The following is a 15,223-nucleotide window of genomic DNA, read 5'->3' as shown; positions in this document are numbered from 1 at the left end:
ACCGTGCGATTGTGCGGAGCGCTGATGACACTTTGTTGGCGCTGCACCCACCGACAACCGTCGAGGACGCAGCGCTCCGGGTCCCTCAGCCTCGGGTTGCACCGATCGTCTTTTGTCCGCGACGCCGGCGCGCCTGCAAACCACCCAGGCCGAACAAGCCGGTGGCGAACAGCCAGGCGGCAGCCGGCAGCGGGACGGGAGCGATCTGCGGATCGACCGGGAGGGCGGAGAACTTGATTTCGGCGTAGCTGAACAAGGTCACCTGCGCCACGGTGCCGGGAACGCTCGCGCCGATTCGGGAAATCGTTGCCGTCAACAGATTCCACAGGTTGCAGTGGAAGGTGCGCAGGTCGAGCGCCAGCGGTGTCTGCTGGCCCGTGATGGCCGCGAACCGGTTGCCTGCATCGGGCGCTTGCGTCTGCACGGCGCTCAACGAAGAGAGCAGACCGCCGGCGGTCTGCGTGGACTGCGCCGTCTTCTTGAAAAGGCTGTTGCCGAGCCAGCCCGTCTGCGCGAAGGCCGACGCATGGGCCGGCGGCGTACCCGTGTTGAACGGCGAGCCGCTCGACGTGATCAGCGTGGCACTGGCCAAAGGGCTCAGAACGAGCAGCGGGGCGGCGATGAGCAGACGACGTGAAAGCTTGATGAACATGATGACCTCGAGTGGTGGGAAAGTTGGGGAAAGCGTGAAAAGCGTGGCATGTGTGGGTGCGCACGCGGCGCATCGTATCGATGAGTCCCCGCGCGCCGTATCCACCACTTGCGGGTAAGGAAACGAGCGCGGCCGGCCTGTTGAAACACAGCGGATACCGATGTGTCCGACGCGCGTCGCAAGCACCCGACGAGACCTCCTGATCGGACTAGTCCCGGGTCGGCTCTTGCGGTGGATCCGACGGTAGCAACGCACACCGACAGGCACAAGAAGCCTGTACGGGCTGGTCGCAGCGCCAGGACCGACATGAAACTGTCATGCCATGCGCGGCACCGCGCGCGCGCCGGGCCGCGGCCCGCGCGTCAGCGGATAAGGAAAATCAATCGGGGCGGAGGATGCCCAGGCTCATCGCACGCGCGATGGCGTGCGAGCGCGTGTTCGAGTCGAGCTTGCGCAGGATGGCCTGGATATGGTTCTTCACGGTCCAGGGACTGCACTCGAGAACGAGCGCGATCTCCGCATTGGTCTTGCCGTGCTTGATCAGTTGCAGGATGGCCTCCTGCCGAGGCGTCACGAGCCGACCCGAGCGCTGCATGCTGGCGCTCTGCACTTCCTTCTCTCCGGCCAGAACCCGCAGGAACGCCGTGTGCACATGCGGCCCCAGCAGCTCGATCACATAGCCGAGCCGCTGGTCCAGAGGGCACGACAGGCGCGAAAAACAATAGAACGCATCGAGCCTACCGCGGGCCCCGATGACGAGGTGGGCGGCCAGGTTCTTCATCTCGTTGCCCATCACGAGGGCGAGCAGTTCGGCATCCGGGGCCCGCCCGTCTTCGGCCGGGCAGAAGACGACGGGCCGGCCGGTGCGTTGCCTCACGGTCGTCAGCCGGGGGATCAAACCGGTCAAGGGGTCCGACACCGCGTCGAACTGTTCCTGGCGGAAATAGCGGCTGGCGCTGAAGCGGTGCATGCCCATGCCCTCGCGCGAGCCGTCCTCGATGCCGCACACGAGGATCTCGTGCGGCACCAGCGCCCGGAACGCATTGTGTGTCCAGAGGAAGAACTGCTGCCGCGTCGACACGGCGAAGGACGCCTCCACCGCCTCGGAGAAGCGCTGGCGGTCGTCTTCGTCCAGCTTGATCGGTGAAGTCACGGGGCGCTTTGGTGCAAGGGCAAATGAAGGGGCGCCGACCGAAGTCGCGAGGACTCGACCCGCACCGGGGAATGCGGCCGGACCGAAAAGCGGTCCGGCACGGGCAAAGGCTTCTCACCAGGTCTCATAGCTGTCCCCCGCGAGGCTGTTGCCGGGTGCGCCGCTGCGCACGTCGTAGACGCCGCCACGTTCACCTTCGGGTGGAGGCAGCGCGACCCAGGTCGCCGCACTGTCGGTGATCGGATCGAGCGGCACCCGGCGCAGGTAGCGGCGCGCCGCCAGCTCTTCCAGGGTTTCGGGGTAGCGGCCCTGGTCGCTCACGAACTTGTCGATGGCGTCGCGCATCACGCTCAGGTCCTGCCGCAGCACGGCCTCGCGGCTGCGCTCCAGGCTGTGCAGGTACTTCGGCACGGCAAGCGTGAGCAGCGTCGCGATGATCGCCATGACGACCATCAACTCCATCAGCGTGAAGCCGCCCGCACGCGGGCGCAGCGCCGGCAAGGACAGCGCGCTCACCATTGCGAGTACGGCCGGCCGTCGAGGCCGATCCGCTCCGACAGCGAGTGGACGTCGAACACGTCGCGCCCCGGCTGCGGGTTGTCGGGCCCGCTCTCGTAGCTGCGCAGACCCCATGTCGCGTCGGCCGCGAGCGCCGGATCGGCCATGGGGTCGCGCGGCAGCCGGCGCAGGAAGTAGATCTTGCGGCCCTTGGGGTCGTTCGCCTGCGCCACACCCTCGACCAGCATGGCGAGCGAGGCCGGGTAGCCTGATTCGTCGGCGGCCTTCTTGACGAGGTTCGCGTCGGCGGCCTGCTTGTAGGCATCGATGCCTTCGCGGATCTGCCGCAGTGCGCTGCGCAGGTCCTGCTCCTGGCTGCGCCGGGCCGCGAGCTGCGCCAGCGTCGTCGCTCCGCCGGCCAGCGTGGCCACGATGGCCACCGTGATCAGCAACTCGATCAGGCTGAAACCGGCGCCCAGGCGCCTGCCCGGCGAGCGTGCCGCCGGGTGGGACCGGGCGAGGCGCAGGGTCATGGCGGCGGCGCGGGCGGCTGCGGCTGGCCGGGCACGCCGAGCGGCGGCGCGGGTGCCGGTTCGGCCACCGGTTCGGGCTCCGGGGGCGGCGCCGCTTCGCCGGGCGCCGGCGCCTCGCGGCCACCGGCCGGCGGCATCGCGAGCTTGCCCGAGCCATGCAGGCGCAGCACCGGTGCGCCCACCGAGGCTTCGGTTCCGGACGGGTACTCGTACTGGGCCGCGGCGCTGCCCGAGATGTTGCGCACCACGCGCGGCGTGACCAGCAGGACGATCTCGGTCTTGTTGTGGTCGCTGCGTTCGGAGGAGAACAGGCGACCGACCAGCGGCAGGTCGGTGAGCCCGGGGACGCCGGCCGCGCTGCGCCGGTCTTCGTCGCTGATCAGTCCAGCCAGTGCCTGGGTCTCGCCGTCCTTCAGCCGCAGGGTGGTCGTCGCCATGCGGGTGCCGATCTGGTAGGTCAGCGCACCGGACTTGCTCTTGATCTCCTTGACGATGTTGCTGACCTCGAGGCCGACCTTGATGGCGACCTCGTCGTCGAGGAACACGTTCGGCTCCACGTCGAGCTTGAGTCCCACGTCGAGGTAGTTGATGGACTCCGACACGCCGACGTTGATCGTCGACGTGGTGGTGATGACGGGCACGCGGTCGCCGATGAGGATGCGTGCCTTGTCGCGGTTCTTCACCCGGATGCGCGGGTTGGCCAGGATGTTGGTGTCGCCGTTCTCGGCGCGCAGGTTCAGCGAGGGGTTGGCGATGCCGATCTGCGAGTTCTTGATGCCGCGCAGCTGGTTCAGCGTGAGCTGGGTGGTCGTCAGCGTGTTGTCCACCACCGTGGTCGCGCCGGTGGCCGTGGAGACCACGGTGGACGGGTTCTTCACGATGTTGAGCACCGTGAACTGCCCCGGCGGGTCGATGCCGATCTCGGTGAAGCGCGAGCGCTTGACCTCCAGCACCTCGACCTCCAGCATCACCTCGGGCTCGGGCAGGTCCTGCGCCGCGATGATCTTCTCGGCCAGCCGCACCGCGGCCGACGTGTCGCGCATGGTGATGCTGTTGAGCTTCTCGTCGGCATAGAGATCGCGCGTCTTCAGCACCGTCTTGAGCATCGCGAACACGCCCTTGGCTTCCGCGTTGACGAGGTAGAAGGTCTTGACCATGAGGTCGGCGTAGTCCTTCTGCTTGGCCGCCGTGTTGGGGTAGATCAGCACCGTGTTGTCGCTCAGCGTCTTGCGCTCGAGCTGGTTGGTCACGGTGATCACGCCGATCACGTCCTCGATGCTCATGTTGGTGATGAACAGCGTGACCTTGATGTCGGGCCGCACGTCGCGGTCGAAGACGAAGTTGATGCCGGTGCTGCGCGACAGCGCCTCGAACACGGCCTTCAGGTTGGCGTCGCGGAAGTCGAGCGTGACCGGCTTGCGAAGCGCGGTGTTCAACCGGGGGGCGACGCCCGCGGTACCCGGCCCTTCGCCGGCCTCGTCGGCGAGGCTGCGCTGGAGCGCCAGGGCGGCCGGGTGCTGCGGGTTCTCGGCCAGCACGGCGCGCAACCGCTGCGCCGCTTCGTCGGGCCTCCCCTGGGCCGCCAGCGCGCGCGCTTCGTCGACGCGCTGGCGCTGGCGGCGCGCCAGCTGCACCGCATCGAGCCCGGCCTTCGCCCGGCCGTTGCCCGGTGCGAGCGCCTGCGCACGCCGGTAGAGCCCGTCGGCCTCGTCCAGTCGATCGGCCAGACGCTCGGCGTCGGCCTGGCTCAGCAGCGTGCCGATCTGCGCTTCGCGCTGACGGACCAGCAGCATCCGGTAGGACGCGTTGCCGGGTTCGGCCTTCACGCCCTTCTCGATCTCGGACAAGCCTTCCTCGGCGCGGCCCTGCTCGATCATCTGCTTGCCCTGGCGGATGAAGTCGCTGCCGGGCGCGCAGGCGCCCAGGCACAGCGCCGTCGCCAGCGCCACGCAGGCCCGGCGCAGGCCCGGTGGCGCCGAGGCCGAACGCTGCGGCCCGCTCATCGCCCTCCTCCGAGCGCCACGGTCTGCGTCTGGTTCAAGGGCAGGTAGGTCAACTGCATCTGTGCTTCCGTCAGTGTCTCGACGCGGTAGGCCGCATCGATGGTGTCGCCCGCGCGCAGCTGGAGCACGCGGTCGCCGCGGGTGAAGAAGCCGGTGCGCGTGCCGCCGTCCGACATGCCGCCCAGGTAGGCATACGGGAACGGCGGCGCCACCGGCACGGGCGGCGGTGGCGGCGGCGGCCGCGGCGGTGGTGGTGGTTGCCAGGACCTGGGCTCGAAGGTCGGCGCCACGCGCAGGGCCGAGCTCAGCGCCTCGCGGCGCGTCTCCAGCTTGTCGAAACGCAGGTCGGTCGCGGCGGTCGACGCGGCGGGCCGCGGCGCATCGGCGCGCCCGGGCGCGACCGGCGTGGCAAGGTCCTGCGCAGCGTCGCCGTCGGCCTCGAACGCAACCAGCCGCTCGACGATGAGCCCGCTGCCGGCGAGAACGATCAAGGCGGCGATCCGCTTGCGGCGAAGAGACATCTGCGCCATGGCTTCAGTCCCGCCGCGTCACGAACAGCACGAAGCGCAGGCGCGCTTCGAGCACCGGCGACTTGGCCTCGCCGCGGCGCAGGCTCAACTCCTCGAGCGCCATGCCCGGCAGGTCGCGCAGCGCGTCGCGGATGAAGCGGCGCAGTGCGCGGTAGTCGGCCTTGACGGGCAGCTCGATGGAATAGCGCAGCAAGGGCTCGCCGGCGTCGGCCGCGAGCTTGAACCCGGCCTGGTCGAGCTGCAGCGCGTTGCGCTTGGCCGCCGACTGGAGCTTGGCCAGCGAAGCGGTGATGTCGCCCGCCGAGCCGAAGCCGCCGCGAAAGCGTTCGAGTTGCCGGGCCGGCGTGTCGACCGCCGCGGCCCGGCCCTCGCCCCCATCGCGCAGGCGCAATTCCAGCGCCTCGATCTCGGTGTTCAGCGCCTGAGCGCGCTGCGCCGCGGGAAGCTCCGCCCCCAGCCAGCCGGCCAGGCAGGCCAGCAACAGCAGCGCAGCGGCCCAACCCGGCAGGCCCGCGTGCCGCGCGATGCGCTCGGCATGCCACCCCAGCGGACTCATGCGAGCCTCCCGGCGACGGCCGCCGTCATGAGGCCTGCCACTTCGCCGCCAGCGTGAAGCTGATGACGCTGCTGCCGTCGCGCACGACGGTCTCGTAGTCCAGCAGGTGAACCTGGCTCATCCCCCGCTGGGCCGCGAGGCGGTCCACGTAGGCGAGCAGCTCGGCCACGCTGCGCGCCTCGCCGCTCAGGTGCAGCGACCGGTCCTGCGCATTGGGCGCCAGCGCCAGCAGGCCGAGGCTGCGCGCATCGGCCGCCTCGACCGCGCGGAACAGTTCGTCCCAGGGCAGCGCCAGCTGGTCGATGATCTGGTTGGCGCGCCGCAGTTGCCGCGCCGTGTCGGCATCGGGCGCGGCAGCGCCGCGCGCACGCGCGGGCTGCAGGCGCTTCTCGAGGATGTCCTTGCGCACCTGCAGGGCCCCCAGCCGTTCCTGTGTGTCGAGGTGCTGGCGGGCCAGCACGGCGGTCAGCCCGACGGCCAGAACGAGCGCCAGCCACCCCGGCCAGTGGCCGCGCGCCAGGGGCTCGGCCTGAAAGCCGAGTCGCAGGGGCACAGCGCTCATGTCGCGACCCGCTCGACGGGCGCCGGCCGCACGCCCGGCCGGGGCGGCCTTGCGCTCCCGGCCGCGGGGGCCGCGACCTGCCAGCCTGCACTGCGCAGCGAGGCGAGCTCTTGCGGACTCGGCGCCGCGCCGCTGCCCGCCGCATCGCCGGCCACGAACACCGGACACCGCGGCGCGTCGATGCCCAGTTGCAGCCACTCGCGGTCCAGCGCCACGCCGAGGTCGGACAGCGGTGACTGCAGCACCCTGACATGCAGGGGCTCGCCACCGGCCATCAACAGCAGGCTGAGCGCACTGCCCGCGCCCTGCCCTTCGTGCAGCACGAACCAGAACATCGGGTGGACGAGCTCCCGGCGCGCCAGGTTGAAGGCCCGCATCAGCGCCGGCTCCAGCGCGACGAGCGCGAGCTTGCGGGCCGCCGCCGCGGCCTGGACCCGCTCGACCAGCGCCGTGTCGATGGCGCAGGCCAGCGCGGCGCGACCATAGCCGGGCTGGCTGTGGCGCACGCTCCATTCGCGTGCGACGGCGCCGTAGGTTTCCTCGAAGCAATGGCGCGCGAATGCGGCCCGTGCCGCGCTGCCGGCGAACTCGGCCGACCAGGGGATGAGCCGGTAGCGCACGAACTCGCCGGCCACGACACAGCCCAGGCGCGCACGCGCAGGCAGACGCTGCGCGTCGAGCTGCTGCTCCAGGCCGGCCCATGCGGCCTCCCATCGGCGCGGCGACACGGGGCCCGGTGGCGCTGCCGGGTCGGTGGCGAGTGGAGTCGACAGTGCCGCCGGCCCGGTGGCTTGCTGCGTGCCCAGGCACAGCCACACGGTCTCAGGAAACCAGCGTGACACGGTTGACCTCCTCCAGCGTCGTCTGGCCCTGCAGGAACAGATCGACGGCGGCATCGCGCAGGAAGCGCGTGCCGTTCTCGCGCGCCGCCTGCTTGATCTGGCGCACCGGAGCCCGCGCGACGATCAGCTCGCGCAGCTTGTCGTCGAGCAGCAGCAGTTCGCCCACCGCCTTGCGGCCGCGGTAGCCGGTGCCACGGCACTTGCCGCAGCCCTTGCCGGCCTTCAGCGTGCGGCCCTGGGTCGCTGCCGGGTCGATGCGTGCGGCTTCCAGCGCGGCGGCGTCCACGTCCACCGGCCCGCTGCAGTGGGTGCAGTTGATGCGCAGCAGCCGCTGCGCCAGCACCCCGCTCAGGGCCGAGACGAAGCTGTAGGGGTCGACGTCCATGTGGGTGAAGCGCCCGATCACGTCGAAGACGTTGTTCGCGTGCACCGTGGACAGCACCAGGTGCCCGGTGAGCGCGGCCTGGATGGCGATCTGCGCGGTCTCGGGGTCGCGGATCTCGCCGACCATGATGCGGTCCGGGTCGTGCCGCAGGATGGAGCGCAGGCCGCGGGCGAAGGTCAGTCCCTTCTTCTCGTTCACCGGGATCTGCAGGACGCCGGACAGCTGGTACTCGACCGGATCTTCGATGGTGATGATCTTGTCGTGGCCGTGGTTGATCTCCGACAGCGCGGCGTACAGCGTGGTCGTCTTGCCGCTGCCGGTGGGGCCGGTGACGAGCAGCAGGCCGTAGGGGTCGCGACTCAGGCGGCGGAAGGCCGCGAGCACCGGCTCGTCGAAGCCCAGCACGTCCAGGCGCAGGCCGGTCAGCTGGTCGGCCAGCGCGCGCTTGTCGAGGATGCGCAGCACGGCATCCTCGCCGTGGATGCTCGGCATGATCGAGACGCGAAAGTCGATCTCGCGGCCGAAGGCCTTGACGCGAAAACGCCCGTCCTGCGGGATGCGACGCTCGGCGATGTCCAGCTCGGACATCACCTTCAACCGCGACAGCACCTGCTCGGCCAGCTCGCGGCCTTCGATCGCGCTCACCTGCGTGAGCGTGCCGTCCAGCCGGTACTTGATCGCCAGGCCGCTGAGGTGCGATTCGACGTGGATGTCGCTGACGCCGCTCTTCAGCGCGTCGTACAGCGTCGAATGGACCAGCTTGACGACGGCGCTGGTGCCTTCGCTGATGGAGCGGATCGACAGGTCGTCGATGGCGCTGCCGGCCGCCGCGTCCGCGGCATGCGCCGGCACCGCGCTGTCGATCGCCCGCATGGACTCTTCATGGCGCGCGAGGTAGGCGGCGATGTCGCCGGCATGCGCGAGGGCCCAGCGCCGCACGCCGGTCAGGCGCTCGTCGCACCAGGCCAGCAGCGCGTCGTCGAACGGGTCTGCGATGACCACGAGCAAGTCCTCGCCGCCGTGCGGGCCCTCGCGCAGGACGAGGCAGCCGCGCGTCAGCGACTCGGTGTAGGGCAGCCGGTCGAAGGCAGGCTCCAGCGCATCCAGCGCCTGGATGCCCAGCACCGGGTAGTGCAGCGCCTGGCCCAGTGCGCGCATCAAGCCGTCGGGGGTGAGCGACAGGGTTTCCTCGAGCACGTCGCTCACGCGGCGCTGGTCGCGCCGCGCCGTCTCGCGTGCGGCGCGCACCTGCGCCGCATCCAGCCGCAGCGCGGGCGCCAGCAGGCCCTGCTCCACCGAGGCGTTCACTGCAGGCTCCCGGCGAGTTCGAAGATCGGCGCGTACATCAGCAGCACCACCACGCCGATGACGATGCCGATGCCGATCATCAGCAGCGGCTCGAACAGCCGGATGAACCAGTCGATCGCCTGGGCGATGTCCTCGTCGTGGAAGCTCGCCGAGCGTTCCAGCATCTCGCCCATCCGACCGGTGCGCTCGCCCACGCGCAACAGCCGCAGCGACACGGCGGTGGTCAGGCCGTTCTGTTCGAACGCCGTCGAGATCGACCGGCCTTCGCCGATGTCGCGGCGGGCGCGTGCCAGCGCGGCATGCATCGCAGCGGGCAGCAGGCCGAGCGCCATGTCCAGCGCCGTGATGATGGGCATGCCGGCGCGCTGCAGCATGCCCAGCGCCCGGTAGAAGCGCGCCAGCTGGTAGGTGCGCAGGTACTCGCCGATGCGCGGCAGGCGCTGCACCTGCCGCATGAGCAGGGCGCGCACGGCCGGGCGCCTCATCGCATACACGGCCAGGCCCACACCGACCAGGCCGGCCGACAGCACGGCGACGCCATGACTGTGCACGAACGTCCCCCACTGCAGCAGCAGGCGCGACATCAGCGGGATGCGCTCGCCGAGATCCTGGAACACCTGGCTGAAGCGTGGCACGACATAGAACAGCAGGAACGCGATCACCAGCGCGCCGACGCCGAGGATCATGGCCGGGTAGATCGCCGCACTGATGACGCGCTTGCGCAGCAGCTCGGACTGCGAGCGGTAGGCGATGAAGCGCTCGATGGCTTCGCTCAGCGCGCCGGTCCGCTCGTTGGCCCGCACGCTGGCGATGTACAGCGCCGGGAACACCGCGCCCTGGCGCTCCAGCGCAGCGGACAAGGACAGGCCGTTGTTCAGATGCTCCGTCAGGCGGGCGAGCACCTGCCGGATGTCGGCCCGGGTCTCGCGCTCGGCCAGCGTCTCGACCGCTTCGACCACCGACAACCCGGCCTGCAGCAGGATCAGCAGGCTCTGGTTGAACTGCAGCAGCGGGAAGTCGGCGGCACGCGGCGACAGCAGGCCCGGCCAGCGGCGTGCAGCGCGGATCTCCATCACCGCATAGCCCTGGCGCTCGGCCTGGCGCCGCGCGTCCGGCAGGTCCGCGGCCTCCACCGTCAGGCTCGCGGATTGCAGCCTTCGCACGGCCTTGATGGCGTACTGCATGGGTTCGCTCGAGTCCGCGGCGGGTGACTTACCAGTTGCCGATGTCGGCATCCAGCCCGTCGCCGCCGGGGCGGCTGTCGCGGCCCAGCGAGCTCAGGTCGAACTCCGCGTGATCGCCGGGAAACTTGTACAGGTAGGCGTGCCCCCAGGGATCCAGCGGCACGTTCTTGCTGAGGTAGGGGCCGTCCCACTTGGCCGCGTTCGCCGGCCGCGTGAAGAGCGAGGCCAGGCCCTGCTCCGTGCTGGGGTAGCTGCCCACGTCCAGCCGGTACTGCTCGAGCGCCTTTTCCAGGCCGACGATCTGCGCCTTGACCGTCTTGACCTCGGACTTGCCGATCTGCGAGAAGTACTTGGGGCCGACATAGGCAGCCAGCAGCCCGATGATCACCATCACCACCAGCAGTTCGAGCAGCGTGAAGCCTCGGCTTCGATTCAATGGGTACATCGTTGTTCGAATGGAGAACTGCGGCAATGACACACCTGTGAGCATCGTGATGGCGATGCGATGCAACAGCGAAGTATCGAGAAACAATATGACGCACCAGTGAACCGCGACCGCTCACGTCACCGCAGCCGCAACGACCCGGTGGCCCGCAGCACGACCAGCTCGTAGGCCTGCAGCTCGAGCTCGTGCGTGCCGTGCAGCAAGGCCAGGGGCTGGCCCGAGCGCAGGCGCAACAAGTCGCCTCGTCCCTCGAACGCGAGCCGCTTGCGCACCGCCCGCGCTTCGGTGTTGACCACATAGAACAGCTCGCCATCCGGCTGTGCCCCGGGATGCGCACGCGACCACACGGCCACCGCATCGCCGGCCGCGCTGCGCCGCACGAAGGCCTCGGCGGGCAGCAGCGTGTACTCCGCGAGGAACTCCTGCAGGGCCGGCGGGCCCAGCGTGTACATGTTGCCGCCGTCGCCCAGCATCTGCGCATCCGTGCGGGCCAGCGGCAATGCCAGGCGCTGCAGCGCGTTGCGGCCGGCCGGTGACGCCGCCGTGGACATCCAGGTGCTGCGGGTGGCCTTGTCGAAGCCCAGCCGCTCCGGCTTCACGATGGCATCGGTCGCCTCGAAGTAGGCCGCACTGGTGAGGAAGTGCGCCTGGCCGGGAGCGCCGGCCAGCATCGCCAGCGGCCCGGGATCGGTGAGGCGGCGCAACTGCCGTTCGTTGTGCGCCGCGTCGGGGTCGCGCCGTCCGTAGGTGTACTGCGCGTTGATCAGCGTGAGCCCGTCGATGCGCTGCAGCCGCGCCGGGTCGATGCCCGCCTGCCGGAGCTCCTCGAGCGTGCCCTGCGGCCCCCACGCGAACACCGAAGCAAACAATCGCAGGTCGGGCCGGGCACGGCGGATACGATCCAGCACGCGCCCGTGGAGCTGTGCCACGCGCTCGCAGCGCCAGGCGATCCACGCTTCGCGGGCGTTCTTCATCAGCCACCCGTAGCGCTCGGCTGCCAGCCCGTCGCGGCCTTCGATCGGGCGCAGCAGGCGCGCCGGCAGGTGCGCCGCGGTGTCGTGATCGAACTGTCGGACGCTCGCGTCGTCATAGCCCCAGTCGAGCGAAACGAAATTGTTCAGCGCCGCATTGGCCCACGGCATCAGCCGCAGGGCGATGCCCTGCAGGGCGGGCGAGTCGCGGTAGCGGTCGGCAATCTCCCCGGCGAGCTCGACATACCAGTCCTGATTCGGCGGGAAGAGGGGATTGCGGTAGGCGGGATTGGTCTTGCCGTCTCGCGAGACCAGCAGCTGCGGCTTGGGGTCGGGCGCATCGGCGTGGGCGAAACCGAGCTGATCGGCCCGCGGGTGCAGCTCCGGGATCACCTGCAGGCCGCGCTTCTCGGCCGCCAGCAGCAGGCGCCGCAGCACATCGTCTCCCGGCGCCGCGGCAAACACCGGGTCGTTGGCCGCCGGATAGAGCGAAAAGGAGTACACCGCCGCGCTCGGCATCAGCGTCGTGCCACCGGCGTCCTTCAGCAATTGCGCCCAGCGGTCGATGGCCACGCGCGTGCCGCCGAAGCCGCCGTCCGGCGCGCCGTACAAGCCGCTGAAATTCGTGCCCTCCTCATACCAGCTGAGGTACTGGCGGCGCGGTACTCCTGCAGACGGCGCGGCGGGAGGCGGCACGCGCGAGGGCGCGCCGTCGTCGACCCGGAAGACGCTGATCTTCGACACCGCCGCGCGCTTGCCGTCGAGCGCGTTGAGCACCACGATGCGCGGGTTCGGCGTGCGCGGCCAGAACCACAGCCGCAAGCGCTGCAGCCCGTTGGACAGGCCGTATTCGCGGCCGGTATCGGCGCCCGATGACAGCGGGTAGGCGAGCGTCTCGCTCTCGCGCAGCGCGACGGCGAAGCTGCGCTCGGCATCGTCCGGGAATTCGACCTCGACCAGGTAGGGCTGCTGCGGGCGCAGCGGCTTCAGGCGGTAAGCGAACCACCCCGGCTCGGGCGCAAGCGCGCGCACGGCCTCGGGCAGGCGTTGAAACGGAATCCAGCCGCGATCGCCGGACTCGCGGTAGGCGAGCTTGCCGTTGCGCACACGCCGGTCGTCGCCTGCGCCGGAAAAATCGGGCTCGCGCGTGCTCGCGTCGATCTCTTCGACCAGGCTCAGCGGCCGGCCGGCCAGCGGCGCGGCCGGCGTGTCGACATCGACCACCTCGTACTCCAGCGAGCGCAGCTCGAAGGGATCGACGGGCACGCCGTTCTCCGCAAACGTCACCGCATGCACGCCTTCACGGCTGCAGGGCAGTGCCACGGTCTGGCGCAACAGTCCCGCGGAAGCGGGGATGACCAGCTCGATGCGCTGCACCGACGCGCCTGGCGTCACGGTCGCCGGCGTTCGAACGAGGATCGTCAGGCGTGCCGGCACGTCCCGCCGGCCGCTGGCGACCACCAGCGGTTCGCACCGCCCGAGTCGATGAAAGCTGCGCTCACCGGGCGTGATGCGCAGGCTCTTGGCCAGCGAGGCATCGGAGGGGCGCAGCAGCACGCGGCCGGCATCGGGAAAACCGCTCCATGCGCGACGCCGCAGGCGCAGGGTGTGGGCACCCTGCTCGAGCCACAGGTTGCCGATCTTGTCGAAACCGCGGCGCGAGCCGTTGACGCCGGCGATGAGATCGCCGTGCAGGCCGGGACCACCGTGATCCGGATCGAGGATGAATTCGACCCCACCGCCGCTGCCCTGCACCAGCAGCTCGTACCAGCCCGCAGCCGCCGCGGTGAAGTCGTAGTCGAAGCTGCCGATGAGGCCGGAGTCCTTGCCGAAACGGCCGAGCGCCCGGGCTTTGGCGAGGCGCTCGGCCTGCTTTTCACCGAAGGGCTCGAAGCGGTCGAAGCTCATGACCGAACGGTCGACGGCGCTCGCCGGCAGGCCCTGCCCCCAGGCCGGCAGGCCGGGCAGCAAAGCGCAGCCTGCGAGCGCCATCGCCAAGCCAAGGCGCCCTCCCCGCGTCACGCACCCGGCGCGCCGCTGCGCAGACCGCGGGGAAAGCACTCCGGTCTTCAAAGACTGCGCTGCGGGCCGGTCGCCAGCGGCAAGGACATCGGGTCGCAGACCTGCTGGAGCTTCAGATCGAGGCTGTTCATCACGCCGTCGCAGTCGAGCACGCGCTCGGCATAGCTGCGCGCGGCCGCACCGTAGTCACGGCGCAGCGCCGGGTCGGCGGCCAACTGGGTGATGGCCGCGGCGAAAGCGTCCACGCTCTCGGGCTCGATGATCAGGCCACGCCCCGAAACGATGGAGGCGATCTCGGTCCCCGGGTCGGCGGCGGCCACCACCGGCCGGCCGCTGGCCAGCATGCCGGTCAGCTTCGAAGGCATGACGAGCTCGGCCGCGCCGCGCAGTTGCGGCAGCAGGTGGATGTCCGCCATGTTCAGCAGCGCGTTCAACTGGGCCGCCGGTTGCAGGTCCATGAAACGCACGTTGTCCAGTCCTGCGGCTTGCTCTTCCAGCGGAGGACGCAGCTCGCCGTTGCCGCAGATGACGATGACCACGTCGCTGCGGTCGCGCAGCTGGCGCGCGGTTTCTATCAGCACCGGCAGCCCCTGCTTGCGGTTCATCGTGCCCGAGAACAGGCAGACGATCTGCTCCGGCCCGATGTTCAGCGATGCGCGCATTTCGGGTGACGCGTCGACCGGGCGGATCAACTCCACATCCACCCAGTTGGGAAACATCTCGGCCTTCTCGAGTTGCACGCCCTTGGCCGCGAGCTTTCTCAGCATGCGCCGGGAGATCGTGGAAACCTTGTCGAAGCGGCGCATCGCCCAGCGCTCGATGGCCAGCAACACGCGGCGCGGCATCTTGCCGGTCATCAGACCGAGTTCGAACGCGGCATCGACTTCGAGGTCCTGGATGTGGAGCCAGGCCTTGGCGCCCGACAGGCGCGCGGTGAGCCAGCCGACGGGGGTGCAGAACAAGGCCGGCGCAACCACGAACACCACGGCAGGGCGCCACAACACCAGCCACAGCATCACCGGCAGGCACGACAGTGCGAAGCTCGCCAGATGCAGCAGCCGCTTGGCGCCGCTGGCACGCCCCGGCACCCACACCGGGCAGCGGTGCACGGTCAGCCCGGGCTTCGGGCGCTCGACCTGGTAGCCGGTGGCCGAGTAGTCCTTGTGCACTTTCCACTGCGGGTAGTAGGGCGGCGCGCAAACCACCGTGACCTCGTGGCCGCGGGCGACGAGCCGCTCGGCCATTTCGCCGGAATACTTGCCGATGCCGGTCAACTCCGGCGCGAAATTCAGACTCAGCAGCAGGATACGCATGGTGTGTGGGCGGCGCAGGGTCAGCGGATCGGGACGAACGCACACGCGCAGCGAGGTCGCGTCCCACCGGAGCCCCCCATTCGCCGCTTGCGCGATCCTCTTGCCGAGGCGGCGAGCGGGCCTCATTTGCCTCGTCTCGATCGTTCCGCTCTGCGACGCTGTGCAGCTTGCCCGGGGGGCATGACCCCGTCGTGTCAAGCGCCATAGTCCGAACGAGCCTGCCGCCTGCCCGACTTCGCAGCGCCAGGCGGGCTGCCCCATAAGGG

14 protein-coding genes are annotated in these 15,223 nt (G+C 70.1%); all 14 read right to left on the bottom strand.

The window, feature by feature from the left end; all coding sequences use genetic code 11:
* Positions 1-85: 85 nt before the first annotated feature.
* The 14 genes from ACQY9S_RS04570 to ACQY9S_RS04505 all read right to left on the bottom strand — a co-directional run bounded on the left by ACQY9S_RS04570 (position 86) and on the right by ACQY9S_RS04505 (position 14,957).
* Positions 86-652 (bottom strand): VPLPA-CTERM sorting domain-containing protein, encoded by a 567-nt coding sequence (locus ACQY9S_RS04570; protein ID WP_428423380.1) that lies wholly within the window; start codon positions 650-652, stop codon positions 86-88.
* Positions 653-1,031: 379 nt separating this feature from the next.
* Positions 1,032-1,805 (bottom strand): XrtB/PEP-CTERM-associated transcriptional regulator EpsA, encoded by a 774-nt coding sequence (epsA, locus tag ACQY9S_RS04565; protein ID WP_428423379.1) that lies wholly within the window; start codon positions 1,803-1,805, stop codon positions 1,032-1,034.
* 114 nt (positions 1,806-1,919) lie between these two features.
* The gene (locus tag ACQY9S_RS04560; RefSeq protein ID WP_428423378.1) at positions 1,920-2,321 is read right to left on the bottom strand and encodes a type II secretion system protein; all 402 of its coding nucleotides are present in this window, start codon (positions 2,319-2,321) and stop codon (positions 1,920-1,922) included.
* Positions 2,318-2,836, bottom strand: a complete 519-nt coding sequence (locus tag ACQY9S_RS04555) for a type II secretion system protein (protein WP_428423377.1) — start codon at positions 2,834-2,836, stop codon at positions 2,318-2,320. Before ACQY9S_RS04555 ends, ACQY9S_RS04560 begins: the two co-directional genes overlap by 4 nt.
* The gene (locus ACQY9S_RS04550; protein ID WP_428423376.1) at positions 2,833-4,839 is read right to left on the bottom strand and encodes a secretin N-terminal domain-containing protein; all 2,007 of its coding nucleotides are present in this window, start codon (positions 4,837-4,839) and stop codon (positions 2,833-2,835) included. The genes ACQY9S_RS04555 and ACQY9S_RS04550 overlap by 4 nt, the downstream gene beginning before the upstream one ends.
* Positions 4,836-5,369, bottom strand: coding sequence for a hypothetical protein (locus ACQY9S_RS04545; protein ID WP_428423375.1), 534 nt, complete (start codon positions 5,367-5,369; stop codon positions 4,836-4,838). Before ACQY9S_RS04545 ends, ACQY9S_RS04550 begins: the two co-directional genes overlap by 4 nt.
* Positions 5,370-5,373: 4 nt before the next feature.
* A complete protein-coding gene (locus tag ACQY9S_RS04540) occupies positions 5,374-5,925 on the bottom strand; it encodes a hypothetical protein (protein ID WP_428423374.1) in 552 nt (183 codons plus the stop codon).
* 25 nt (positions 5,926-5,950) lie between these two features.
* Positions 5,951-6,487, bottom strand: coding sequence for a PilN domain-containing protein (locus ACQY9S_RS04535; protein ID WP_428423373.1), 537 nt, complete (start codon positions 6,485-6,487; stop codon positions 5,951-5,953).
* Positions 6,484-7,329, bottom strand: coding sequence for a hypothetical protein (locus ACQY9S_RS04530; RefSeq protein ID WP_428423372.1), 846 nt, complete (start codon positions 7,327-7,329; stop codon positions 6,484-6,486). The genes ACQY9S_RS04535 and ACQY9S_RS04530 overlap by 4 nt, the downstream gene beginning before the upstream one ends.
* Positions 7,310-9,022 carry a GspE/PulE family protein gene (locus ACQY9S_RS04525; RefSeq protein WP_428423371.1) on the bottom strand — a complete coding sequence of 571 codons (1,713 nt, stop codon included), beginning with the start codon at positions 9,020-9,022 and terminating at the stop codon, positions 7,310-7,312. The genes ACQY9S_RS04530 and ACQY9S_RS04525 overlap by 20 nt, the downstream gene beginning before the upstream one ends.
* Entirely contained in the window at positions 9,019-10,206 is a 1,188-nt protein-coding gene (locus ACQY9S_RS04520; protein WP_428423370.1) for a type II secretion system F family protein, read from the bottom strand. Before ACQY9S_RS04520 ends, ACQY9S_RS04525 begins: the two co-directional genes overlap by 4 nt.
* Before the next feature lie 28 nt (positions 10,207-10,234).
* Positions 10,235-10,651 carry a type II secretion system major pseudopilin GspG gene (gspG, locus tag ACQY9S_RS04515; protein WP_428423369.1) on the bottom strand — a complete coding sequence of 139 codons (417 nt, stop codon included), beginning with the start codon at positions 10,649-10,651 and terminating at the stop codon, positions 10,235-10,237.
* Positions 10,652-10,770: 119 nt separating this feature from the next.
* Positions 10,771-13,614: a hypothetical protein gene (locus ACQY9S_RS04510; protein ID WP_428423368.1), complete on the bottom strand. Its 2,844-nt coding sequence runs from the start codon at positions 13,612-13,614 to the stop codon at positions 10,771-10,773.
* Positions 13,615-13,691: 77 nt separating this feature from the next.
* Positions 13,692-14,957 carry a glycosyltransferase WbuB gene (locus tag ACQY9S_RS04505; RefSeq protein WP_428423367.1) on the bottom strand — a complete coding sequence of 422 codons (1,266 nt, stop codon included), beginning with the start codon at positions 14,955-14,957 and terminating at the stop codon, positions 13,692-13,694.
* Positions 14,958-15,223 lie beyond the last annotated feature (266 nt).

This window comes from Methylibium sp. (assembly GCF_965279545.1).
Taxonomy (GTDB): Bacteria; Pseudomonadota; Gammaproteobacteria; order Burkholderiales; family Burkholderiaceae_C; genus Methylibium.
Note: the sequence above shows the minus strand (reverse complement) of the source record. Positions and strands in the feature narration are given on the sequence as shown.

Bases quoted from the DNA above. Each gene is read 5' to 3' on its own strand.
- ACQY9S_RS04555 (WP_428423377.1), bottom strand. From the start codon at position 2,836: ATGACCCTGCGCCTCGCCCGGTCCCACCCGGCGGCACGCTCGCCGGGC.
- ACQY9S_RS04535 (WP_428423373.1), bottom strand. From the start codon at position 6,487: ATGAGCGCTGTGCCCCTGCGACTCGGCTTTCAGGCCGAGCCCCTGGCG.
- ACQY9S_RS04550 (WP_428423376.1), bottom strand. From the start codon at position 4,839: ATGAGCGGGCCGCAGCGTTCGGCCTCGGCGCCACCGGGCCTGCGCCGG.
- gspG (WP_428423369.1), bottom strand. From the start codon at position 10,651: ATGTACCCATTGAATCGAAGCCGAGGCTTCACGCTGCTCGAACTGCTG.
- ACQY9S_RS04510 (WP_428423368.1), bottom strand. From the start codon at position 13,614: ATGGCGCTCGCAGGCTGCGCTTTGCTGCCCGGCCTGCCGGCCTGGGGG.
- ACQY9S_RS04505 (WP_428423367.1), bottom strand. From the start codon at position 14,957: ATGCGTATCCTGCTGCTGAGTCTGAATTTCGCGCCGGAGTTGACCGGC.
- ACQY9S_RS04540 (WP_428423374.1), bottom strand. From the start codon at position 5,925: ATGAGTCCGCTGGGGTGGCATGCCGAGCGCATCGCGCGGCACGCGGGC.
- ACQY9S_RS04545 (WP_428423375.1), bottom strand. From the start codon at position 5,369: ATGGCGCAGATGTCTCTTCGCCGCAAGCGGATCGCCGCCTTGATCGTT.
- ACQY9S_RS04520 (WP_428423370.1), bottom strand. From the start codon at position 10,206: ATGCAGTACGCCATCAAGGCCGTGCGAAGGCTGCAATCCGCGAGCCTG.
- ACQY9S_RS04570 (WP_428423380.1), bottom strand. From the start codon at position 652: ATGTTCATCAAGCTTTCACGTCGTCTGCTCATCGCCGCCCCGCTGCTC.